Here is a 23,076-nt window from a genome sequence, read left to right on the forward strand (position 1 = left end):
GCGTCGTGAGCTACATGCCGGTGACCGATTCGATGTTCCTGATGGCGGAGTCCCGCGAGCATCCGATGCACGTCGGCGGTCTGCAGTTGTTCACGCCGCCCGAGGGCGCGGGACCCGATTTCGTGCGCTCCGTGGTCGAGACGATGCGCTCGCACGTCGCCGTGAGCGAGAAGTTCGGTCGCCGGCCAGCCGACCCCGTCGGGATCCTCGGCAACACCTGGTGGTCCGAGGTCGACTCCATCGACCTCGAATACCACGTCCGGCACTCCGCTCTGCCCCAGCCGGGCCGCATCCGCGAGCTCTTCCAGCAGGTCTCGCTGTGGCACGAGACCCTGCTCGACCGGCACCGTCCGATGTGGGAGGTGCACGTCATCGAGGGCCTCGAGGACGGGCGCTTCGCGGTCTACTCCAAGGTCCACCACTCGCTGGTCGACGGGGTCTCCGCGCTGCGGTACATGACCCTGGCGCTCTCGCCCGATCCCGACGACCGCGAGGGCCGCGTCGTCTGGCAGCCCGGTCTCGGGCGCCGCCGGAAGCCGGAGACGGCGGCGGCACCGTCGAAGGGGGGCCTGCCGTTCAACCCGCTCAGCGCGGCGAAGCAGATCGGCGGCCTCACCGGCGAGGTGCTGGGCATGCTGCCCGCCTCGATGAAGGTCGCGGGCACGTCGATCCGCGACCACGACTACAAGGCGCCCTTCCAGGCCCCGCACACCATCTTCAACGTGCCGATCGGCGGCGCGCGGCGGTTCGTCGCGCAGTCGTACTCCCTGGACCGGATCGACGCGGTCCGGAAGAAGGCCGGCGCCACGGTCAACGACATCGTCCTCGCCATGTGCGGTGCCGCACTCCGGGCCTACCTGCTGGAGCTGAACGAGCTGCCGGACCGGTCGCTGACGGCGATGGTGCCGGTCTCGCTGCACAAGGAGGGCGCCGAGTCGTCGTCGAACGCCGTCGGCGCGGTGATCTCGACGCTGGCGACCGATCTGACCGACCCGGCGGCCCGCGTCACCGCGATCCAGGACTCGGTGCGCGCTGCGCGCAAGGTGATGGGGGAGTTGTCCCCGCTGCAGGTGCTGGCGTTGAGTGCGGCCAACATCGCGGGCCTCGCGCCGGGCATGCTGCCCGGGTACCGGGGCGTCGCGCGTCCGCCGTTCAACCTGGTCATCTCGAACGTCCCGGGGCCGCGCGAGGCGATGTACTGGAACGGCGCGCACCTCGACGGCGTGTACCCGGCGTCGATCCCGTGGGAGGGCCAGGCGGTGAACATCACCATCTGCACGAACAACCGGAATCTCGAGTTCGGGATCACCGCGTGCCGGACGTCGGTCCCGCACGTGCAGCGCCTCATCCACCACCTCGAGGACGCGTTGACGGAGCTGGAGAAGGCTTTCACGTAAACTCGCAGGGTTGATGCAGCGCACCCGAACGGAATCGAGGGATCGATGAGCGGCCATTCCAAATGGGCCACCACCAAGCACAAGAAGGCGGCGATCGACGCCAAGCGCGGCAAGCTGTTCGCCAAGCTGATCAAGAACATCGAGGTCGCGGCGCGCACGGGTGGCAGTGACCCCGACGGCAACCCCACGCTCTACGACGCCATTCAGAAGGCGAAGAAGACCTCGGTCCCGAACGACAACATCGAGCGGGCCCGCAAGCGCGGCGGTGGCGAAGAGGCCGGCGGCGCCGACTGGCAGACCATCATGTACGAGGGCTACGGCCCCAACGGCGTGGCGGTGCTGATCGAGTGCCTCACCGACAACCGCAACCGCGCCGCCGGCGAGGTCCGCGTGGCGATGACCCGCAACGGCGGCAACATGGCCGACCCGGGCTCGGTCTCGTACCTGTTCACCCGCAAGGGCATCGTCACCCTGGACAAGAACGACCAGGCCGAGGACGACGTGCTCATGGCCGTGCTCGACGCGGGCGCCGAGGAGATCAGCGACCTGGGCGACCAGTTCGAGATCATCTCCGAGCCCACCGACCTCGTCGCGGTCCGCAGCGCCCTGCAGGAGGCCGGCATCGACTACGAGTCGGCGGAGTCCGGCTTCCGCGCGTCGGTCGAGGTCCCCGTCGACGCCGACGGTGCACGCAAGGTGTTCAAGCTGGTCGACGCGCTGGAGGACAGCGACGACGTGCAGAACGTGTACACCAACGTCGACATCTCCGACGAGGTCCTCGCGGAGCTCGACGAGGACTGAGTGCCCTGAGATTGCCGTATCGCATCGCCCCTACTGTGCGGTAATAATGCGTCAGGATATTCTCAGGTTGTGACTTCCACCCGAACAGCGCTGCGGCGCGCCCCGGCCCTGGCTCTGGTGGCGGCCCTGCTGCTCGGGGCCGGCGGTGCCGCCGTCTGGGAGTCGGGGCGCGCCGAGACCGTCCACGGGGCCACCGCGGTGGGCGTGGAGTTCGGGGCGCTGGGACGCGACGATGCGACCCACCGCCTCGACGGCGCCGCCAAGCGGGTGGACGCGGAGCCGATCACGCTCCGCACCGCCAAGGGCGAGGTCCGGCTCCAGCCCGCACAGCTGGGGCTGACCATGGACGTGCCGGGCACCGTGCAGCGCGCGATCGACGAGCGCTCGCCGCTGCGCGACCTGATCGGCCTGGTCAGCGACCGGCACGTGCACCCCGCGTCCACGCTGAACCGGCAGGTCTTCGACGCCGCGATCACGAAGGCCGCCGGCGCCCTGACCTCGGAGGCCGGCGACGGCGCCGTGATCTACCGGGGCGGCAAGCCGGTGGCCGTCGAGCCCAAGGCCGGCGACAGGATCGACCTGGGCAAGGCGGCCGAAGCCGTCGCCGCCGCCTGGCCCGACTCCACCGACATCACCGTCCCCACGCAGGCCGTGACGCCCACCGTCTCCGCGGACGTGGTGCGCTCCGTCGCCACCGGGGCCGCCGCACAGGCGGTCGCCTCCGACGTCGTCCTGCGGCGCGACGCCGCGGGACAGGTGGCCGCTGGCACCGTCGGCCGCGTCTCCGGGGCCGACATCGGCACGTTCCTGTCCTTCCAGCCCGACGGTGCCGGCAACCTCGCGCCCAAGGTCGACCGGGAGGCCGCGAAGAAAGTCCTCGGCACGCGGCTCGAATCCGCCGTCGCCAAGCCCAAGGACGCGAGCTTCGACCTCTCGGGCGGCACCCCGACGGTGACCGAGGCCGTCCCGGGCCGCGAGGTCGTGTGGGACCCGACGATCGACGCCGTCACCAACGCCGTCACCGAGCAGTCCACCCAGGGCCGCACCGCGACCGCGCAGTTCAAGGCCGTCGAGCCCAAGGTCTCGACCGCGAAGGCCAAGGAACTCGGCGTGCGCGAGGTGGTCAGCGAGTTCTCCACCGGCGGCTTCAGCGACGCCTCGGGAGTGAACATCCGCCGCGTCGCGCAGCAGGTGAACGGCGCCGTGGTGCTGCCCGGCGAGACCTTCTCCCTCAACGGCTACACCGGTCCCCGCGGCACCGCGCAGGGCTACGTCGAGTCCGGCATCATCAACAACGGCCGCCCCGACAAGGCCGTCGGCGGCGGCATCTCGCAGTTCGCGACCACGCTGTACAACGCGGCCTACTTCGCCGGCCTCGAGGACGCGGGCCACACCGAGCACAGCTACTACATCTCGCGGTACCCCGAGGCACGCGAGGCCACCGTCTTCGAGGGCGCGATCGACCTGCAGTTCCGCAACGACACCCCCTACGGCATCGTGATCGAATCCAGCGCGGGCTCGTCGTCGGTGTCGGTGCGGATGTGGAGCACCAAGACCCGCGAGGTGTCGTCGAGCACCGGCTCCCGCAGCCTGCCGACGCAGCCGTCGACCATCCGGCTCGCGAAGGGGCCGCACTGCGTCGCCAGTACCGGGCAGCCCGGCTTCACCACCAGCAACACCCGCACGATCACCGACGCCCGGAGCGGCAACGTCATCTCCCGGCACACCCGCACCGTCAAGTACGACCCGGTGCCCACCGTCATCTGCGAGTAGCGGGCGCGTCGCTGCCTCCCGGCATCGGGCGGGCGGGTATGCTCTCGAACAAAGGTTTGACTGTTCGACGGTGCGCGGAGGTACGGCGATGCGGGTGATGGGGGTGGACCCCGGGCTCACGCGCTGCGGCCTGTCGGTGGTCGAGACGGGCGCGGGCCGCAAGGTCACGGCGCTCGATGTCGACGTCGTCCGCACGCCCGCGACGATGCCGCTCGCGGAGCGGCTGCTGGCGGTGTGGACCGCGGCGGAGTTCTGGATGGACACCCACGAACCCGACGTGATCGCGGTCGAGCGGGTCTTCGCGCAGCACAACGTCTCCACGGCGATGGGCACCGCGCAGGCGGGCGGCGTCGTCGCGCTCGCCGCCGCGCGCCGCGGCATCGACGTGCACTTCCACACCCCGTCGGAGGTGAAGGCGGCCGTCACGGGCAACGGCAACGCGGGCAAGGCGCAGGTGACGGCGATGATCACCCGGATCCTCGGGCTGCAGAAGGCGCCGGAGCCGGCGGACGCCGCGGACGCCCTCGCCCTCGCCGTCTGCCACAGTTGGCGGGCGCCGATGATCGCGCGGATGGCGGAGGCGGAACGTCGTGCGGCGGAACAGAAGAAGGTCTTCGAGCAACGGCTCGCGGCGCAGCGCCGCGCGGCGAAGAAGGTGACGGGGGGAGTGCGATGATCGCGTCGCTGCGCGGCGAGGTACGGCACATCGGTCTGGATCACGTGGTGATCGAGTGCGGCGGCGTGGGATACAAGGTCCTCGTCGCGCCGAACACCGCGGGTGCGCTCACCCGGGGCAGCGAGGGCTTCCTGCTCACGTCGATGGTCGTGCGCGAGGACTCGCAGACCCTCTACGGCTTCACCGATGGACCTCAGCAGGAGCTGTTCCACCTGGTGCAGACGGTGCAGGGCGTGGGGCCCCGGCTCGCCATGGCGGCCATCGCGGTCCTCGATCCCGCGCAGATGCAGACCGCGATCGCGGCGGGCGACCTCAAGACGCTGTGCCTGATCCCCGGGATCGGCAAGCGGGTCGCCGAGCGCATCCACGTCGAGCTCAAGGACAAGGTCTCGGCCGCGCCGTCCGACGGCGGCGGCGCCACCGGGGCGACGGTGCCGGCGGGCGGCGTCTCCCAGCAGCTCCTCGACGCCCTGGAGGGCCTGGGGTTCACTGCGAAGCAAGCCGAACCGGCGGTCGCCGCGGCCGTGGAGGCCGGGCCCGATAAGTCCGTCTCCGAACTGCTGCGCGACGCCCTGAAGTCCCTGGGACGCGGGTAGATGCACTACGACGACGAGGTGGGCAGCGAGTTCGACGAGGCCGAGGGCATCATGGGCCCGGCGGCGCTCACGGGCGACGACACCGAGTCGCTGCGCCCGAAGTCGCTCGACGAGTTCATCGGGCAGCCCAAGGTCCGCGAGCAGCTGCAGCTGGTCCTGCACGGCGCGAAGCTCCGCGGCGGCACCCCCGACCACATCCTGCTCTCCGGCCCGCCCGGCCTGGGCAAGACCAGCCTCGCGATGATCATCGCGGGCGAGCTGGGTACGGCACTGCGGGTCACGTCCGGCCCCGCGCTCGAGCGCGCCGGCGACCTCGCGGCGATGCTGTCGAACCTCGTCGAGGGCGACGTGCTGTTCATCGACGAGATCCACCGCATGGCCCGCCCGGCCGAGGAGATGCTCTACCTCGCGATGGAGGACTTCCGGGTCGACGTGGTGGTCGGCAAGGGCCCCGGCGCCACCTCCATTCCGCTCGACGTGGCGCCGTTCACGCTGGTCGGGGCCACCACCCGGTCCGGCGCGCTCACGGGCCCGCTGCGCGACCGGTTCGGCTTCACCGCCCACATGGACTTCTACGAGACGGCCGATCTGGTCCAGGTCATCGAGCGCAGCGCGAAGATCCTCGGTATCACCATCGACCGGGAGGCCGCCGCGGAGATCGGCAGCCGCAGCCGCGGTACGCCCCGCATCGCCAACCGTCTGCTCCGCCGCGTCCGCGACTTCGCCGACGTCCGTGCCGACGGGACGGTCACCGTCGACGTCGCACGCGGGGCGCTCAAGGTCTACGACGTCGACGAGCTCGGCCTCGACCGCCTCGACCGCGCCGTGCTCGGCGCACTGATCCGCAGCTTCGGGGGTGGGCCCGTGGGTGTCTCGACGCTGGCCGTGGCCGTCGGCGAGGAGCCCGGCACCGTCGAGGAGGTGTGCGAGCCCTTCCTCGTGCGCGCCGGCATGCTGGCCCGCACCCCGCGCGGCCGCGTCGCGACGATGGCCGCCTGGCACCATCTCGGCCTGGAGCCTCCGGCGGGGGCACTCGCCACGGGCATCGAGGTCCGCGCCGACGTCGACCCGGACGAACGCCTCTTCTGACGCCTGTTCCCGGCCTGCGGCGCGGTCGAGCGGGTAGACAGGGGAGGTGGACCCGGTCGGGAAGGACCTGCGAGGCCGCGTGGCGGTCGTCGCCGGGGCGACGCGCGGCGCCGGCCGCGGCATCGCCGCAGGCCTCGCGGAACGGGGCGCGACCGTCGTGTGCACCGGCCGCAGCAGCCGCGACGGCGACCCGTCGATCACCTCCGACTACCCGCGGCGGGAGACGATCGAGGAGACGGCCGAGCTCGTGGACGCGCTCGGCGGCACCGGCGTCGCGGTGCAGGTCGACCATCTCGATCACGAGCAGGTCTCCCGCCTCGCGGACCGCCTGCGTGCCGAGTACGGGCGGATCGACGTGCTGGTCAACGACATCTGGGGCGGCGAGCTGCTCAAGGGGCCGCCGCCGACGTGGAACACGCCGCTGTGGCGACAGGACCTCGATGCCGGGCTGCGCCTGCTCCGCCTCGCCGTCGAGACGCACATCGTGACCGCCCACTTCCTGACACCGCTCCTCATCGAGCGCCCCGGCGGATCGCTCGTGGAGATCACCGACGGGACCGCTGATTTCAACGCCGACACGTACCGGATCTCGGTCTTCTACGACCTCGCCAAGGCGTCGGTGAACAGGCTCGCCTTCTCCCAGGGGCACGAGCTCGCCGAGTACGGCGCGGCCGCGGTCGCAGTGACCCCGGGATGGCTGCGCTCCGAGATGATGCTCGACGCCTACGGGGTCACCGAGGAGGACTGGCGGACCGCCCTCGCGGAGCGTCCGGGCCGACCCACCGCGCCGCCGGCCTTCGGATTCTCCGAGTCGCCCCGCTTCGTCGGCCGCGGGATCGCCGCGCTCGCGGCGGATCCCGGCCGGGATCGATGGAACCAGCGGTCCGTCAGCTCCGCGGAGCTCGCCGCCGCCTACGGGATCACCGACGTCGACGGCACCCGGCCCGACAGCTGGGCCGGGCGCCGCGACTGATCACGCCTTCGGCGCGGTGAGGTCGTAGACCGTGACCCCGTCGACGGTCCGCGACGGATAAGTCGCCTCCACCCACGACCGGATCTCGGCCGCCGTCCCGGATCCGCCGAAGCCGCCGAAGCCGCCACCGGACTCGGCCAGGAAGTAGTGGATCCTGCCGTCCCGCACGTAGTCCTGGAACTGCGCGAGCGTGGGGGAGGGATCGGTGCCGTTGAAGCCGCCGATGGGCATCACCGGCTTCTCCGTGGCGAGCTGGTAGCCCGCCGCGGCGTTCGCGCCGATCGTCGCCGCGACCCACGTGTAGCGGTCCGCGTCGGCGAGCAGGAGCGCGGTCACCTCGGGGCCGGCCGTACTGCCCATCAGGAACGACGGTCCGCCGCCCCGCTCGTCCCCGCCCGGCCCACCGGTGCGGGCACCGTCGGGCCGCGTGCCGCCGGCCGTACCGCCGACACCGATGGGCCGCTCCATCCGGCCCTTGGCCCCGCCCGGTCCGAAGCCGTGCCCGCTCGAGGGGCCCGCCGAGACGATGGCGCCCTGCCGCGGCGTCGCGATGGTCTCGACGGTGAAGGCCACCTGACCGGCGAGCGCGGTGAACAGGGCCGTCGCGGCGATCGCCCCGGCGAGGCGCCGGGTGCGCGCGACCGCGGGGAGCAGGGTCGCGAGGATCGCCACCGTCGAGGCGACCGCCGCCACGGCGATCGCCCAGCGCAGCCACGGATTCCATTCCGGTGTCTGGTCCAGGATGTACCAGGCCGTCGCGCCCGTCGCGGCGACGGCGAGGGCCGCGACCGTGCGGACCCAGGCCCGGTCACGCTCCCGCCAGCCCACGGCCACTCCGATCGCGACCAGCGCCGCGATCGCGGGCGCCAGGGCCACGGTGTAGTAGGCGTGGAAGATGCCCGCCATGAAGCTGAACGTGATCCCTGTGACGAGCAGCCATCCGCCCCAGGCGATCACGGCGGCGCGATCACCGTCCGTGCGCGGGGAACGACCGCGCAGGACGAGCACCAGGACGATCGCGATCAACGCCGCGGGGAGCAGCCAGGCGATCTGTCCGGCCTGCTCGGGCTGGAACATGCGCAGGACGCCGGCGTCGCCGAACATCCCGCCTCCGCGGTGCCCGGGCATCTCCATGCCGGCGGGGAGCTCGAAGCCCGCGGGCATCTCCATGCCGCCACGGCCCGGCCCGACGCTGCCCTTCTCGTTCCCGTTGAGCCGGCCGAGGCCGTTGTAGCCGAGCGTGAGCTCGAGGATCGAGTTGTTCTGCGAGCCGCCGATCCACGGCCGGGACGAGGCGGGCCACAGCTCGACGGTCAGCAGCCACCACCCGGCGGCGACGACCATCGCGGCGCCCGCGGCGAACAGCTGCGCGACGCGCTTGCCGAGTTTCGGTGGCCCGGCGACCAGGTAGGTCAGCGCCAGCCCTGGCACGATGAGCATCACGGCGAGCTGCTTGGTGAGGAAGCCCAGGCCCACGAAGGCGCCGCACGCGATGAGCCACCGCCACCGGCCGTCCTCGACAGCGCGCAGCATCGCCGAGGTCGCGGCGATCATGAGCAGCACGAGCAGGGCGTCCGGGTTGTTGAACCGGAACATCATGGCCGCCACCGGCGTGACGGCGAGCAGGAGGCCGGCGAGGAGGCCGGCGCCGGGGCCGAAGCGGCGGCGCACCGTCGCGTAGAGGAGCGCGACGGACGCGACGCCGAGCAGCGCCTGCGGAACCAGCATCGCCCAGGAGTTCACGCCGAACAGGCGGGTGGAGAGTTCCATCACCCACAGCGAGGCGGGCGGCTTGTCGACGGTGATGGAGTTCGCGCCGTCCGAGCTGCCGAAGAACATGGCCTTCCAGCTGACGGTGCCCGCCTGCACGGCGGCCGAGTAGAAGGCGTTGGCCCACCCCGCCCGGCCGAGCGACCACAGGTAGGCGATCGCCGTCCCCACCAGGAGGACGGCGACCGCGATGCGCTCGCGGCTCTTGGTCACTGGAGCCCGGCCTTCGCCGAGGTCGCCGACCGGAAGATCAGGCGCAGGCCCAGGAACCTCGTCACGGTCGCGACCAGGTTCGCCACCACGAGCACGGCGAGCTGCACGCCGCGCCCGGCATCGGGGGCGACATGAGCGAGGACCGTGAGGCTGCCGGAGGTGAGCGCCCACGTGAGCAGGAAGACCGCCAGGCCCTGCAGGTGGTGCCGCGCCGCGCCCTCCCGGCCCCGCACACCGAAGGTGAAGGAGCGGTTGGCCGCGATGTTGCCGACCGCCGTGATCAGCAGGGCCGCGAAGTTCGCGCCCTGCGCCCCGATCAGCGGGTGCAGCATCAGGTAGAGGATCGCGTACGCGACGGTGCTCGCCACGCCGACCGCGGCGAACCGGGCCAGCTGACCCACCATGTTGCGCGGCACGCCCGCCAGCTGCGGTTCCTCGCGGCCGAGGGCGCGGCGCACGTCGTCGAGGGGGAGAGCGCCCCGGCCCAGTGCCCGCCCGACCCGGATCACGCCCTTGAGGTCCTTCTTCACGGTGTCGACGATGTCCACCCGGCTGTCGGGGTCGTCGGTCCAGTCGACCGGGACCTCGTGGATCCGCAGGCCCGCGCGCTCGGCGAGCACCAGCAGCTCGGTGTCGAAGAACCACTCGCCGTCCTCGACCAGGGGCAGCAGCGCGCCGGCGACGTCGGTGCGGATGGCCTTGAAGCCGCACTGCGCGTCGGAGAACCGCACGCGCAGGGTGGTGTGCAGCAGCAGGTTGTAGCCGCGGGAGATGAGCTCGCGCTTCGGCCCGCGCACGACGTTCGCGCCCCGCCCGAGGCGGGTGCCGATCGCGAGATCGCTGTGGCCGGAGAGCAGGGGCGCGACCAAGGGGTGCAGCGCCCTGAGGTCGGTCGAGAGGTCCACGTCCATGTACACCAGGACGCGCGCATCGGACTCCGCCCAGACGCGGCGCAGGGCGCGGCCGCGCCCCTTGGCGTCGAGGTGCACCACCCGCACGCCGTCGATGGCCGCGGCCAGCGAGTGCGCCACGCGCAGGGTGTCGTCCGTGCTGGCGTTGTCGGCGATGGTGATCCGCGCCGGGATGTCGAGCTCGGCGTCGAGGTAGTCGCGGAGCGTCTCCACGCAGTGCGCGATCGTGTGGGCCTCGTTGTAGACGGGGATCACGATGTCGAGGACGGGGGTGGTCCCGGAGCGACCGGGCAGCGCGGCTCCGGTCTCGACCGTGCGGTCGGGTGCGGTCTCGGTTGTCATGGCAGCAACCCTCGGTCGCCGCGCTGGAGCTACCCTGCGGGCGGTCTGTGCACCTGCTGGGAGACGTCGTTCATCGGTCGCCGCCCGCCGCGGCGGCGCGCCATTGCCGGGGCGTGGTGTCGAACCGGCCGCGGAACCAGCGGGAGAAGTTCGACGGGCTGGAGAAGGCCAGGATGCCGGCGATCTCGGCGAACGAGTAGGTGCGTCCGGCGACCAGGTGCCGGGCCAGCGCGGCGCGGGCGTCGTCGACGACCTCGGTGAAGGTCGTGTCCTCGGCCGCGAGCCGCCGGTGGACGGTGCGCCGGTCCACCCCGAGGCTGCGCGCGACCTGCTCGGCGGAACACCGCCCGGTGGGGAGCAGCAGGTCGACGAGCTCGCGGATGCGGGCCGTCGCGTCCCGTCCGCGGGCGTCGCCGCCGTCGAGGAGCCTGCGGGTGTACTCGCGCAGCTGCGGGTCCGAGGTCGCGGTCGCGCGGTCGAGATCGCCCGCGGGAAGCCGGATCCCGTTGTGGTCGGCGTCGAAGTGCAGGGCGCCGCCGAACATCCGCCGCGCGGTCTCGACCCGCACCGGCGGGGGATGGCCGAAGGACACCGACAGGGGAGTCCAGTCCCGGCCGAGCAGCTCGCGCAGCACGCCGTACACCACGCCGACGGCGAGGTCGACGGCCTGCCGGTCGGGTGCGGGGCGCTCGAGGTCGAGTTCGACGCGCACGGTGGCGATCCCGTCAGCGACGGACAACCGGGTGTGCAGAGCCTCGTTGTACATCCGTTCGTGCCGGATCAGGACCTGCAGCGCGCTGCGGACGTCCGGCTCCTCCCGCAGCACCAGGCTGAGCGGGCCGAGGTGCGACAGCCGCCGAAGCTCCGCGAGGCGCAGCCCCAGGTCGTCCCGCCCGGTGACCGCCGCGGTGCGTTCGAGCAGGTCGTTCACCGCGTCCGCCGGGATCCACCGGTCCTGGACCGTGACGCCGCTCGGGTCCAGCCCGCTCGCGCGGAGCAGCAGGCGCGGGTCGGCGCCCAGGGTGCGCGTGAGCTCGGAGAAGTTGGCCAGTGACGCGTAGCGCGCCAGGGGTCGCTTGACTGTGACCACCATCACCTCCGTGTCCCGATGTGAATAGTCATCCGTCCCGTAGCGAACAGTTTACGCCGAACTCCGCTCGTACTGTCATCTGCATCACATCCCGAGAACCGCTCCGGCGAGAGGAATCCACGACATGGCGAACGCGATCCGCTTCCACGAGACCGGCGGACCCGACGTGCTGCGGCTCGAAGACATCGAGGTGGGCGCACCCGGTGCCGGCGAGGTGCGCGTGCGGCACCACGCCATCGGCCTGAACTTCGCGGACATCTACTACCGCACCGGCCTGTACCCGGTGCCCCTGCCGAACGGCATGGGTGTCGAGGCGTCGGGCGTCGTGGAGGAGGTGGGGCCGGGCGTCGAGGGTTTCGCTCCCGGTGACCGCGTGACCTACACCTACACCGGCACCCCCCTCGGCGCGTACAGCACCGAGTTCGTGCTCCCGGCCCGGCACCTGATCCACCTGCCCGACGGCGTGGACTTCACCACCGCCGCCGCCTGCACGATGCGCGGCCTCACCGCGGCGTACCTGATGCGGCGCATCCACCCGTACCGCGAGGGCGACACGATCCTGCTGCACGCGGCCGCCGGCGGCGTCGGGCTGATCGTCGCGCAGTGGGCGAAGCTGCTGGGCCTGACCGTGATCGGCACCGTCTCCACCGAGGAGAAGGCCGAGGTCGCCCGCGCGAACGGCGTGGACCACATCATCTACTACCGCCGTGAGGACACCGCGCAGCGCGTCCGCGAGCTGACCGGCGGGGCGGGCGTCCCCGTCGTGCTGGACAGCATCGGCGCGGCCACCGTCGAGGCATCCCTGAACAGCCTCGCCAAGCGCGGCCTGCTCGTCTGCTTCGGTACGTCGTCCGGGCCGATCCCGCCGATCGACCCTATGCAGCTCGCCATCAAGGGCTCGCTGTTCGTCACGCGGCCGGGGCTCGCCGACTACATCGCCGATCCCGCCGAGCGGGCCGACCTCGCGGGCGAGCTCTTCGGCCACATCGCGGCCGGCCGCATCACGATCCAGGTGGGGCAGACCTACCCGCTGGCCGACGCCGCCCGCGCGCACAAGGAGCTCGAGTCCGGAGCTCTCACCGGATCGTCGATCCTCCTCCCCTGAACCCGAACTCCGAGAACGAGAAACCAGGCAGCACCATGACCGTCACCTCCGCCCCCCGGACCACCGGAACCATGCGCGCCCAGCGCCTCACCGCCCACATCGGTGCCGAAGTCACCGACGTGGACCTCGCCGAGGTGGCGCACGACGAAGCCCGGTTCGCCGAGCTGCGCGCCCTCCTCGTCGAGCACAAGGTCCTGTTCTTCCGCGATCAGCCGATCAGCCGCGCCGATCACGTCGCCCTCGCCCGCCGCTTCGGCGACCTCGAGGACCACCCCGTACTGGGCAGCGACCCCGACCACCCCGGCCTGGTCCGCATCTACAAGGACCTCGACAGCGACCGCGAGGCGTACGAGAACTCCTTCCACTGCGACGCCACCTGGCGCGAGTGCCCGCCCTTCGGGTCCGTCCTGCGCTGCGTCGAGGGCCCCGACGTGGGCGGCGACACCATCTGGGTCGACATGGTGGCCGCCTACAACGCCCTCCCCGCGGAGGTCAAGGAGCGGATCGACGGCCTGCGCGCACGGCATTCCCTCGAATCCAGCTTCGGGGCGCGCATGCCGATCGAGCAGCGACACGCCCTGCACGCGAAGTTCCCGGACGCCGAGCACCCCGTCGTGCGCACGCACCCGGAGACCGGCGAGAAGATCCTGTTCGTCAACTCCTTCGCGACCCACTTCACGAACTTCCACAACGACGCGAACGTCCGCTTCGGCTTCGACTACGCGCCCGGCGCCGGCGAGCTCCTGCAGTACCTGCAGCGCCAGGCCGCCGTGCCCGAGTTCCAGGTGCGCTGGCGCTGGACCCGGGACAGCTTCGCGATCTGGGACAACCGCTGCACCCAGCACTACGCCGTCCAGGACTACTGGCCGGCCGTGCGCCGGATGGAGCGCGCCGGCATCGTCGGCGACCGCCCGTACTGACCCCCACACACCGAGACACCCAGCCCCACAACCACGCACGAGGAGAACCATCATGCATTTCCACGACGACGCCCTGTTCCCCGAGGTTCAGGAGAAGCAGGTCATCACCGTCGCGCCGTACGGCCCCGAGTGGGAGCTCGACGACTTCCGCGAGGACCTGCCGCTCACCATGGAGCAGCACGTCCAGCAGGCCGTCGACTGCTACGAGGCCGGCGCCACCGTCCTGCACATCCACGTCCGCGAGGAGGACGGCCACGGCTCCAAGCGGCTGTCCAAGTTCAACGAGCTGCTCTCCGGCCTGCGCGAGGCCGTGCCGGACATGATCCTGCAGGTCGGTGGCTCGATCTCCTTCGCCCCCGAGGGCGAGGGCGCCGACGCCAAGTGGCTCTCCGACGACACCCGGCACATGCTGGCCGAGCTCGACCCCAAGCCCGACCAGGTCACCATCGCCATCAACACCAGCCAGATGAACATCATGGAGCTGATGACCGAGGGCGACATCGAGGGCACGTCCATGCAGCGCCCCGAGCTGTACGACACGTACCGCGAGATGACGGTGCCCGCCGGACCCGAGTGGGTCGAGGAGCACCTGCGCCGCCTGACCGCCAACGGCATCCAGCCGCACTTCCAGCTCAGCTCGATCCCGCAGCTGGAGACCGTGGAGCGCCTGATCCGCCGCGGCAAGTACATGGGCCCGCTCAACCTCACCTGGGTCGGCATCGGCGGCGGTTTCGACGGCCCGAACCCGTACAACATCATGAACTTCATCAGCCGCGTCCCCGACGGCGCGATCCTCACCCTCGAGACCCTGATGCGCTCGGTGCTCCCCGTGAACACCATGGCCATCGCGATGGGTCTGCACACCCGGTGCGGCAACGAGGACACCATCTGGGGCCGTCCCGGCGAGAAGATCACGTCCGTCGACCAGGTCAAGCAGCTGGTGCGGATCAGCCATGAGCTCGGTCGCGACGTCGCCACCGGCAAGGAGGCCCGGGACATCTACCACATCGGCGAGCAGTACGGCTCCGTCGACGAGACCCTCGCCAAGCTGGGCTACGCGCCGAACCGGCAGCTCGGTCAGCTCGGATTCACACAGCACGCCTGAACGGATGAATGACAATGGCCCTCATGACCACCCGCTCGGGTGACATCGAGGACGCCGACGGTACGCCGACGGGACCCGCGCGGTCCCGTCGGCGGATCTACCCGTGGGTGGTCTTCGCGCTCGCATTCGCACTGCTCCTGTCCGACTACATGTCCCGCCAGGTGCTCGCCGCGGTCTTCGTCCCGCTGGGGCAGGAACTGCACCTCGACAAGGCCCAGCAGGGCTCGCTCATCTCCGTGGTGGCGCTCATGGTCGGCGTGCTCACGCTGCCGGTGTCGATCCTGGCCGACCGCTGGGGCCGCGTCCGCAGCCTCGTCCTCATGGCCGTGATCTGGTCCGTCGCCACGCTCGCGTGCGCGTTCGCGCAGAACTACGAGCAGCTCCTCGCCGCCCGCTTCATGGTGGGGGTCGGCGAGGCCGCGTACGGCAGCGTCGGTATCGCGTTGGTGCTCAGCCTGTTCGCGCCCCGCGTGCACGCCGCGCTCTCCGCGTCCTTCATGGCCGGTGGCTCCTTCGGCACCATGGTCGGCACCGGACTCGGCGGCCTCATCGCCGTCCACTTCGGCTGGCGCTGGTCCCTCGGCGCGATGGCCGTGCTCGGCCTGCTGCTCGTCGCCGTGTTCAAGGTCGTGGTCACCGAGGCCCGCGTCAAGCGGAACCAGGTCGACGAGGCCGGCGCGGCACCGTCGTGGGAGAACGCGGAACCCATCCGCGTGGCCCGCGCCCCCCTGTCGAGCCTGTTCACGAACTCGCCCGTCGTGTGCGCCTACATCGGCAGCGGCCTGCAGATGTTCATGGCCGCGGTCATGCTGACCTGGCTGCCCACGTACTTCAAGGAGGCCTATCACCTCTCCGTCGACAAGGCGGGTGGTGCGGCGGCGATGTTCGTTCTGCTGGTGGGCTCCGGAATGATCGTGTGCGGCTTCCTCGCCGACCGGTACAGCCTGAGCGACGGTACGCGGAAGTGGACGGCGGGCATCGCCTACTGCACCATCGCCTTCGTTGCGCTCATGATCGCCTTCCGGATGCCCACGGGCACCGCGCAACTCGTGCTCCTCGGCATCGGTGCGTTCTTCGCCGCGGGCAGCTCCGGCACGGCGGCCGCCATGGTCGCCTCGTTGACGCACCGCTCGGTGCAGGCCTCCGCCATGGGTACGCTCACGCTGGCGAACAACCTGCTCGGGCTCGCGCTCGCGCCCATCCTCATCGGCGCGCTCGCCGACCGGATGGGGCTTCTGGGCGCGCTGCAGCTGGCCCCGCTCGTCTACGTCCCCGCGGTGCTGTTCATGGTCTTCGGCAAACGGCTGCACCCGCGCGGGCTCGCGAAGCTGCAGGCCCTGAACGCGGAGCCGGCGCGGTGATCGGGCCCGTGCCCGTGATCGTTCCGGGCCTGCGGGGGAGCGCACCGTCGCACTGGCAGGAGCTGTACGCCGCCCGGACCGACGGCGCCGTCACGGTGCCCTTCCCGGCCGAGGCGGACTGGCACTCGATCGACGAGCGGACCCGGCTGCTGGGGGAGACCGTCGCGGCCGTCGACGGCCCGGTCGTCCTGGTGGCGCACAGCGCCGGCGTGCTCGCCGCGGTGCGGTGGATCCGCTCCCTGCCCGACGGTGCGCCCGAGCTCGGCCGGGTGGTGGGCGCGGTGCTCGCGACGCCCCCCGACTTCGGGGTCGACTGGCCGGAACCGCACCCGCGGCCCGCGGAGCTGTCCGCGGCCGGCTGGGAGCCGATCCCGCGGCGGCGCTTGCCCTTCCCGTCGGTCGTCGCCGCGAGCCGCACCGATCCGCTGGCGCGGTACCGGGTGACCGCCGGGCTGGCCGAGGCGTGGGGGAGCAGGCTCGTCGACCTCGGCGACGCCGGACACCTCAACCCGGCGTCGGGCTACGGCGAGTGGCCGCTGATCGACGAGCTTGTCGCGCAGCTCGTCGCCGCCGGGAGCCGGTCGTGACGGAGTCGGTGGTCGGCGCCATGCGCGACGCCGGTCACTGGAATCCGATGTGGGACGGCGTCGCCGAGCTCGACCCGGAGTGGACGGAGTCCTTCATGCGGACCACGATGAGCACCTACCGGGGCGGGGTCCTCACCCCGCAGGTGGTGGAGCTGTTGTGCATCGCGGTCGACGCGGCCTGCACGCATCTCTACGCGCCGGGCGTCCGCCGGCACATGCGGGCGGCGCTCGACCTGGGCGTCGAGCCGCGCGAGATCCTCGAGGTGCTCAAGCTCGCGACCACGGTGGGCGTGCACTCGATCAACGTCGGCGCGCCGATCCTCATGGAGGAGCTGGAGGCACGGGAGCGCGCCTCCGGCGACCGCGGAGCGGCCCCGGAGGGCGAATAGGCCGATCGCGTCGCTGCGGGACCGCCGCGGCGGCGCGTGTCGGTGGGTCGGTCTAGCCTCGGGGTGCAACCGATCAGGGGAGTCGCGGCGATGACGGAACGAATGCTCACGGGAGAGCGGGCCGAGCGCGCCCGGCGGGTGATCGAGGCCCTCGCCGGGCCCGGCGCCGCGCTGCGGGACGACCAGGAGACAGCGGTCGCCGCGCTGCTCGAGCCCGCGGCGCGCGTGCTCGTGGTGCAGGCCACGGGCTGGGGGAAGTCCGCCGTGTACTGGGTGGCCACCGCGTTGCGCCGGGCCGAGGGGGCGGGCCCCGCGCTGATCGTCTCGCCGCTGCTCTCGCTCATGCGCGACCAGGTCGCCGCCGCCGAACGCGCCGGCCTGCGCGCAGCCACCCTGAACTCGTCCAACTTCGAGGAGTGGAACACGATCGAGGCGGCGCTCGCCGCCGGCGAGATCGACGTGCTGCTCGTCTCGCCGGAACGACTCGCGAACCCGTCCTTCGGGCGGCGCGTGCTCGACGCACTCGAGGGCTCGCTCGGCCTGCTCGTGATCGACGAGGCGCACGCGGTCTCGGACTGGGGCCACGACTTCCGGCCCGACTACCGCCGCGTCTCCGACGTGCTCACCCGGCTGCACCCGCAGACCCCGGTGCTGGCAACCACCGCCACCGCCAACGCCCGCGTCACCGAGGACGTGGCCGCCCAGCTCGGCGACGCCACCCTGGTGCTCCGCGGGCCGCTCGCGCGCCGGTCGCTGCAGCTCAACGTCCTGCCGGCGCTGGCGCCGATCACCCGGTACGCGTGGGTCGCCCGGCACCTGCCGGACCTGCCCGGCTCGGGCATCGTCTACGCGCTGACGGTGGCCGACGCGGAACGGCTCGTCGACGGCATCCGCGCGGTGCACGGCCCCGGGTACCCCGTGGCCGCGTACACCGGCAAGCTCGATCCGGACACCCGCGCCCGCCTCGAGGACGCCCTGCGCGCGAACGAGATCAAGGCGCTCGTCGCCACCTCGGCGCTCGGCATGGGCTTCGACAAGCCGGACCTGGGCTTCGTCGTGCACGTCGGCTCGCCGCCCTCGCCGGTCTCGTACTACCAGCAGGTCGGCCGTGCCGGCCGCGCCATCGACCACGCCGTCGTCGCGCTGCTCCCGTCGGAGTCCGACGCGGGCGTCTGGGACTACTTCGCCACCGCGACCATTCCCGATCCGCAGCAGATGGACCGCGTGCTCGCGGCCCTCGCCGACGACGAGACGGGGGGCGGGCAGTCCGCCATCGCGCTCGAGGCCTCGACCGGCATCCGGCGCACCCGGATCGACCTCATGCTCAAGCAGCTCGCGGTCGACGGCGCTGTGGAGCGGGTGGAGGGCGGCTACCGCGCCACCGGCGCGCCCTGGCACTACGACGGCGCCCACTACGACGGGATCGTCGCCACCCGCCGCCGAGAGGCGGACATCATGCGGGCCTACACGCGCGGCGAGCGCTGCCTGATGCAGCTGCTCACCGAATCGCTCGACGATCCCGAGGCCGCGCCCTGCGGCCGCTGCTCGGTCTGCCTCGGGCACGTCCCCGACGGTCTGGGCGAGCCCGTCCCGCCGGACACCGCGCGGGCGGTCGCGGGGGCGCTGCGCTCCCAGAGTCAGGTGCTCGAGCCGCGCAAGATGTGGCCGGGCGGCGTCGCGGGCCGCAAGGGCCGGATCCAGCCCGACTTCGCGGCCGAGCCCGGCCGGGTGCTGGTCTTCGCGGACGCCCCGGAGTGGACGGGCACCGTCGGGGCGGCGCGCTCCGGCGATTCCCAGGCGATCGCCGACCTCGCCGACGCCGCCGTCGCGGCGCTCTCGCGGTGGCGCGACCAGTGGCGCGCCCGGCCCGAGGTCGTCGCCTCCCTGCAGCTGACCGACCGCCCGGCCCCCGTCGAGCCGGTCGCCGACCGCATCGCCGAGGTGGGCCGGCTGGACCGCGTGAGCCTGCCGGTGCCGCGCGGCCCGGCGCCCGGGCGCGACGCCTCCGGGGCACAGGAGGCCGCGCACTGGCTGGACGCGATCGACGCCGCTCCCGCCGCGGAGGCGGTCCGCGGCAGATCGGTGCTCCTCGTGGTCGACGAGTCCGGCACGGGCTGGGCCGTGACCGTCGCGGCGGCCCGGCTCCGGGAGGCCGGAGCGGCCGTGGTGTTGCCGCTGGTGGTGCACCGTCCCGCCTGACCCGCGCGAGATGTGGAACACTGGAACACCGAGTGCCGCTCAACACTGGGTGGCCGCATATGCGGGCCTACCGCGACCCGACCACGGAGGATTAACCAATCATGGGCAATTTGCTGCTGCCCCTTCTGCTCGTCCTGATGCTCGTCTTCATGTTCTTCCAGTTCCGGAAGCAGAAGAAGCAGATGAACGAGACCATGGAGATGCAGGCCGCCCTCACCGTGGGTACCAAGGTCATGACCAGCACGGGCCTGTACGGCACCGTCGTCGGCCTCGGCGAGGACACGATCGACCTGGAGATCGCCCCCGGCATCAGCACCACCTGGGTGCGGCGCGCCGTCGCCAAGGTCCTGAGCCCGGAGGAGCTCGACGCTCCGTCGATCGAGACCATCACCGAGGACGAGGGCCAGATCGACCTGGACAAGCGCTCCGAGGACCGCTGACCCGCATCACCGTCACCACCGACGAACTTCTCCGGCGGACCTCCGCCGGGGAAGTTCTCCACGCCGAGGAGTCGTAACCGCCCGTGGCCAGGAAAACATCGAGCAGCGACCGCACCGAGTCGCGGCTCCTCATCGCCTTCGGGCTGATCTTGATCGCGGTCTTCGGGCTGGTGTTCTTCACCGGTGACCGCGAGCCGACGCCCAAACTCGGCATCGACCTGCAGGGCGGCACCTCCGTCGTGCTGCAGGCCGTCACGCCCGACGGGAAGGCGCCCGAGGCGGAGAAGATGGAGCAGGCGCGCGACATCATCAACAAGCGCGTCAACGGTCTCGGCGTCTCCGGCTCGGAGGTCAAGATCAGCGGGCGGAACCTGATCATCACCGTGCCCGGCTCCGACGGCGACCAGGCCCGCACCCTCGGCCAGACGGCCCAGCTCAAGGTGCGCCCCGTGCTGGCGACGCAGGCGGCTCCCGCGGTCAACACGCCCGCGCCCGACCTGACCGATCCGGCGGCCGCGAAGAAGGCGATCGACGAGGCGCGCGCCACGCGCCAGTCGACCGACCCCGCGGTGCAGAAGAAGGCGATCGAGACCCTCAACTGCAACGCCCCGTCGGACCCGCTGGCCGGCAACGACGACCCGTCGAAGCCCCTCATCACCTGCGACCGGCCCGACGAGCGCAAGGCGGGTCAGCCGAGCTCGGTCTACACGCTGGGCCCCGCGATCATCGACGGGCAGTCGATCAAGAACGCGTCCTCGGGCATCCCGCAGAACCAGGTCCAGTACGTCGTGACCCTCGAGTTCACCGGCGAGGCCTCCCGGGTGTGGGCGGACTTCACCTCGAAGAACGTCGGTAAGCAGGCCGCCTTCGTCCTCGACTCGCAGGTCATCACCGCGCCGAACATCAACGGCCCGATCACCGGCGGCCAGACCCAGATCACGGGCGACTTCAACCAGCAGACGGCCGGCGACCTGGCGGGCGTGCTCAAGTACGGCTCGCTGCCGCTCTCGTTCAAGCCCGGCACCGCGCAGACCGTGAGCGCGACGCTCGGCTTCGAGTCGCTCAAGGCGGGCCTCATCGCCGGCGCGATCGGCCTGGTCCTCGTCCTGATCTACGCGCTCGCGTACTACCGCGCGCTCGGCGTGCTCGTCGCGCTGTCGCTGGCACTGTCGATCGCGCTGCTCTACGGCCTCCTCGTGCTGCTGGGCCGGTGGATCGGCTACTCGCTCGACCTCGCGGGCATCGCCGGCATCATCATCGGCATCGGCATGACCGCCGACTCCTTCGTCGTCTACTTCGAGCGCATCAAGGACGAGATCAGAGAGGGCCGGAGTTTCCGGTCCGCGGTCCCACGCGGCTGGGCGAGCGCCCGCCGCACCATCTGGACGGGCAACGCGGTCTCGCTGCTCTCCGCCGTCGTGCTCTACGTGCTGGCCGTGGGCGACGTGCAGGGCTTCGCCTTCACGCTCGGCCTGTCGACCATCCTCGACGTCGTCATCGTCTTCCTCGTGACGCACCCGCTCGTGTACTTCGCATCGAAGACCGAGTTCTTCGCCAAGCCGTCGATGAACGGCCTCGGCGCCGTGGCCGCGATCGGCCGTGAGCGCAAGCGCGCCGCAGCTACCACCGGGGAGGCGTCCGCATGACCGACACCAGCATCGAGAGCGAGAAGAAGGCATCCTTCTTCACCAAGCTCTACACCGGTACCGGCGCCTTCGACATCGTCGGCAAGCGCAACCGGTACTACCTCGCGACCGGCGTCATCATCGTGATCGCCATCCTGGGCATCCTGATCCCCGGCTTCAAGTTCAGTATCGACTTCGAGGGCGGCACGCAGATCTCGTTCCCCGTGGGGAACGCCCAGGTCGACACGGCCAAGGTGCGCGAGACCGTGCGCGAGGCGACGGGCGTCGAGCCCTCGGCGGTGCAGACCGCCGGCACCGGCGCGGCGCAGACCTACCAGGTGGCGCTGTCCGAGCTCAGCAACAACCAGATCACCCAGGCGCGGGACGCTCTCTTCACCACCTTCCACCCGCCCGCGCAGGACGGGAAGCCTGCGGAGAACACGATCAGTTTCTCGGGCGTGAGCTCGACCTGGGGCGATCAGATCACCCAGCGCGGTCTCCTGGCGCTCGCGGTCTTCCTCGTGCTGGTCACGGTGTACATCGCGGTCCGCTTCCGCGAGTGGGACATGGCGCTCGCCGCGCTCGCGTCGCTGTTCTTCGACGTGGTGGTCACGGCCGGCGTGTACGCCTGGTCCGGTTTCGAGGTCAGCCCGGCGACGGTGATCGGCCTGCTCACGATCCTCGGCTTCTCGCTGTACGACACGGTCGTCGTCTTCGACAAGGTCGAGGAGAACGTGCGCGGCGTGCTCAACACCAGTAGGCGCACGTACGCCGAACAGGCGAACCTCGCGATCAACCAGACGCTCATGCGCTCGATCAACACCACGGTGATCTCGGCGCTGCCGATCATCGCGCTGATGGTCGTCGCCGCCGGCATGCTCGGCGTCGGCACGCTCATGGACCTGGGCCTGATCCAGCTGGTCGGCGTCGTGGTCGGCACCTACTCGTCGGTCTTCTTCGCGGCGCCGCTGCTGGTCACGCTCAAGGAGCGCCGCCCGCAGTACAAGGCGCACAACGAGAAGGTGCTGGCCCGCCGGGCGCGCGCCGAGGCGGGGGAGACCGCCGACGCGGTGGCCGCGACGGATTCAGGCGCGGTGCAGCTCGACAAAGCGCCCGCCCGCCCGCAGACCAAGCGCAGCCGTCGTCGTGACTGACGCGGCCCGCGCGGCCGTCGCCGCGCACACGCGGCACGTCGCCGGCTTCCCGGAGCCGGGGGTGGTCTTCGCGGACCTCACGCCGGTCTTCGCCGACGGTGCCGCACTCGCCGCCGTCATCGACGGACTCGCGGCGGCAGGTCGCGGGCCGGACGGCGACGCCACCGTCGACCTGGTGGCCGGGCTGGACGCGCGGGGCTTCCTCCTGGGCTCCGGCGTGGCCCTGCGCCTGGGCGTGGGCACCCTCGCGGTGCGGAAGGCCGGCAAGCTGCCGCCGCCCGTGCTGCGTGAGGAGTACCAGCTCGAATACGGTTCCGCGGCACTGGAGATCCCCGCGGAGGGCATCGCGCTGGAGGGCAAGCGGATCCTCATCGTCGACGACGTGCTCGCCACCGGCGGCACCGTCTCGGCGGCGGTCGCGCTGCTGCGGCGCGCGGGCGCGATCGTGGAGCGCGTCTCGGTCGTCCTCGAGCTCGAGGCGCTCGGCGGACGCGCCCGACTGCAGGAATTGCCCGGCGGTGCCATCGCGGTGTCGGCTATCTCGGTAGGCTGAATCCCTA

At 71.6% G+C, this 23,076-nt stretch carries 21 protein-coding genes; 18 read left to right on the top strand and 3 right to left on the bottom strand.

All coding sequences use genetic code 11. The features are described from left to right. Window positions 1–14: 14 nt before the first annotated feature. The 7 genes from ACLQ3K_RS18240 (at window position 15) to ACLQ3K_RS18270 (ending at window position 7,305) form a co-directional block, all read left to right on the top strand. Window positions 15–1,397: a WS/DGAT/MGAT family O-acyltransferase gene (locus ACLQ3K_RS18240; protein ID WP_426001050.1), complete on the top strand. Its 1,383-nt coding sequence runs from the start codon at window positions 15–17 to the stop codon at window positions 1,395–1,397. A 45-nt stretch (window positions 1,398–1,442) separates the two neighbouring features. After that, a complete protein-coding gene (locus ACLQ3K_RS18245; RefSeq protein ID WP_224644976.1) occupies window positions 1,443–2,198 on the top strand; it encodes a YebC/PmpR family DNA-binding transcriptional regulator in 756 nt (251 codons plus the stop codon). A gap of 69 nt (window positions 2,199–2,267) precedes the next feature. Beyond that, window positions 2,268–3,971 (top strand): VanW family protein, encoded by a 1,704-nt coding sequence (locus tag ACLQ3K_RS18250; RefSeq protein WP_426001003.1) that lies wholly within the window; start codon window positions 2,268–2,270, stop codon window positions 3,969–3,971. An 88-nt stretch (window positions 3,972–4,059) separates the two neighbouring features. Next, window positions 4,060–4,647 (top strand): crossover junction endodeoxyribonuclease RuvC, encoded by a 588-nt coding sequence (ruvC, locus tag ACLQ3K_RS18255; RefSeq protein ID WP_224645189.1) that lies wholly within the window; start codon window positions 4,060–4,062, stop codon window positions 4,645–4,647. Beyond that, entirely contained in the window at window positions 4,644–5,243 is a 600-nt protein-coding gene (gene ruvA, locus ACLQ3K_RS18260) for a Holliday junction branch migration protein RuvA (RefSeq protein WP_426001004.1), read from the top strand. Before ruvC ends, ruvA begins: the two co-directional genes overlap by 4 nt. A 51-nt stretch (window positions 5,244–5,294) precedes the next feature. Beyond that, window positions 5,295–6,332 carry a Holliday junction branch migration DNA helicase RuvB gene (ruvB, locus tag ACLQ3K_RS18265; RefSeq protein WP_224645190.1) on the top strand — a complete coding sequence of 346 codons (1,038 nt, stop codon included), beginning with the start codon at window positions 5,295–5,297 and terminating at the stop codon, window positions 6,330–6,332. Window positions 6,333–6,378: 46 nt separating this feature from the next. After that, entirely contained in the window at window positions 6,379–7,305 is a 927-nt protein-coding gene (locus ACLQ3K_RS18270) for an SDR family oxidoreductase (protein ID WP_336670431.1), read from the top strand. Here ACLQ3K_RS18270 and ACLQ3K_RS18275 read toward each other — a convergent pair whose 3' ends face one another. The 3 genes from ACLQ3K_RS18275 to ACLQ3K_RS18285 all read right to left on the bottom strand — a co-directional run bounded on the left by ACLQ3K_RS18275 (window position 7,306) and on the right by ACLQ3K_RS18285 (window position 11,631). Beyond that, entirely contained in the window at window positions 7,306–9,288 is a 1,983-nt protein-coding gene (locus ACLQ3K_RS18275) for a glycosyltransferase family 39 protein (protein WP_426001005.1), read from the bottom strand. Further along, window positions 9,285–10,541: a glycosyltransferase gene (locus tag ACLQ3K_RS18280; RefSeq protein WP_426001006.1), complete on the bottom strand. Its 1,257-nt coding sequence runs from the start codon at window positions 10,539–10,541 to the stop codon at window positions 9,285–9,287. Before ACLQ3K_RS18280 ends, ACLQ3K_RS18275 begins: the two co-directional genes overlap by 4 nt. Before the next feature lie 70 nt (window positions 10,542–10,611). Continuing rightward, entirely contained in the window at window positions 10,612–11,631 is a 1,020-nt protein-coding gene (locus ACLQ3K_RS18285) for an AraC family transcriptional regulator (RefSeq protein ID WP_426001007.1), read from the bottom strand. Between the two features lie 124 nt (window positions 11,632–11,755). Between ACLQ3K_RS18285 and ACLQ3K_RS18290 the strand changes: the two genes are divergently transcribed. The 11 genes from ACLQ3K_RS18290 to ACLQ3K_RS18340 all read left to right on the top strand — a co-directional run bounded on the left by ACLQ3K_RS18290 (window position 11,756) and on the right by ACLQ3K_RS18340 (window position 23,069). Beyond that, the gene (locus ACLQ3K_RS18290; protein WP_415676369.1) at window positions 11,756–12,736 is read left to right on the top strand and encodes a quinone oxidoreductase family protein; all 981 of its coding nucleotides are present in this window, start codon (window positions 11,756–11,758) and stop codon (window positions 12,734–12,736) included. A 35-nt stretch (window positions 12,737–12,771) separates the two neighbouring features. Beyond that, window positions 12,772–13,656, top strand: coding sequence for a TauD/TfdA dioxygenase family protein (locus tag ACLQ3K_RS18295; RefSeq protein WP_426001008.1), 885 nt, complete (start codon window positions 12,772–12,774; stop codon window positions 13,654–13,656). A 52-nt stretch (window positions 13,657–13,708) separates the two neighbouring features. Beyond that, on the top strand, window positions 13,709–14,761 hold the full coding sequence (locus tag ACLQ3K_RS18300; RefSeq protein WP_426001009.1) for a 3-keto-5-aminohexanoate cleavage protein: 1,053 nt from the start codon (window positions 13,709–13,711) through the stop codon (window positions 14,759–14,761). A gap of 14 nt (window positions 14,762–14,775) precedes the next feature. Next, the gene (locus ACLQ3K_RS18305; protein ID WP_426001010.1) at window positions 14,776–16,122 is read left to right on the top strand and encodes an MFS transporter; all 1,347 of its coding nucleotides are present in this window, start codon (window positions 14,776–14,778) and stop codon (window positions 16,120–16,122) included. Next, entirely contained in the window at window positions 16,119–16,709 is a 591-nt protein-coding gene (locus tag ACLQ3K_RS18310; RefSeq protein ID WP_426001011.1) for an RBBP9/YdeN family alpha/beta hydrolase, read from the top strand. Before ACLQ3K_RS18305 ends, ACLQ3K_RS18310 begins: the two co-directional genes overlap by 4 nt. 20 nt (window positions 16,710–16,729) lie before the next feature. Continuing rightward, the gene (locus ACLQ3K_RS18315) at window positions 16,730–17,098 is read left to right on the top strand and encodes a carboxymuconolactone decarboxylase family protein (protein ID WP_224645191.1); all 369 of its coding nucleotides are present in this window, start codon (window positions 16,730–16,732) and stop codon (window positions 17,096–17,098) included. Window positions 17,099–17,188: 90 nt separating this feature from the next. Continuing rightward, window positions 17,189–19,297 (top strand): RecQ family ATP-dependent DNA helicase, encoded by a 2,109-nt coding sequence (locus ACLQ3K_RS18320; protein WP_426001012.1) that lies wholly within the window; start codon window positions 17,189–17,191, stop codon window positions 19,295–19,297. A 101-nt stretch (window positions 19,298–19,398) separates the two neighbouring features. Continuing rightward, complete coding sequence (gene yajC / locus ACLQ3K_RS18325) at window positions 19,399–19,737, top strand: preprotein translocase subunit YajC (RefSeq protein ID WP_426001013.1); 339 nt, start codon at window positions 19,399–19,401, stop codon at window positions 19,735–19,737. A gap of 83 nt (window positions 19,738–19,820) precedes the next feature. Further along, entirely contained in the window at window positions 19,821–21,383 is a 1,563-nt protein-coding gene (gene secD, locus ACLQ3K_RS18330; RefSeq protein WP_426001014.1) for a protein translocase subunit SecD, read from the top strand. Continuing rightward, on the top strand, window positions 21,380–22,516 hold the full coding sequence (gene secF, locus ACLQ3K_RS18335) for a protein translocase subunit SecF (protein WP_426001015.1): 1,137 nt from the start codon (window positions 21,380–21,382) through the stop codon (window positions 22,514–22,516). The genes secD and secF overlap by 4 nt, the downstream gene beginning before the upstream one ends. Next, window positions 22,509–23,069 (top strand): adenine phosphoribosyltransferase, encoded by a 561-nt coding sequence (locus tag ACLQ3K_RS18340; RefSeq protein ID WP_426001016.1) that lies wholly within the window; start codon window positions 22,509–22,511, stop codon window positions 23,067–23,069. Before secF ends, ACLQ3K_RS18340 begins: the two co-directional genes overlap by 8 nt. Window positions 23,070–23,076: the final 7 nt, after the last annotated feature.

The sequence above is a fragment of the Tsukamurella sp. DT100 genome (assembly GCF_049844855.1).
Taxonomy (GTDB): Bacteria; Actinomycetota; Actinomycetes; order Mycobacteriales; family Mycobacteriaceae; genus Tsukamurella.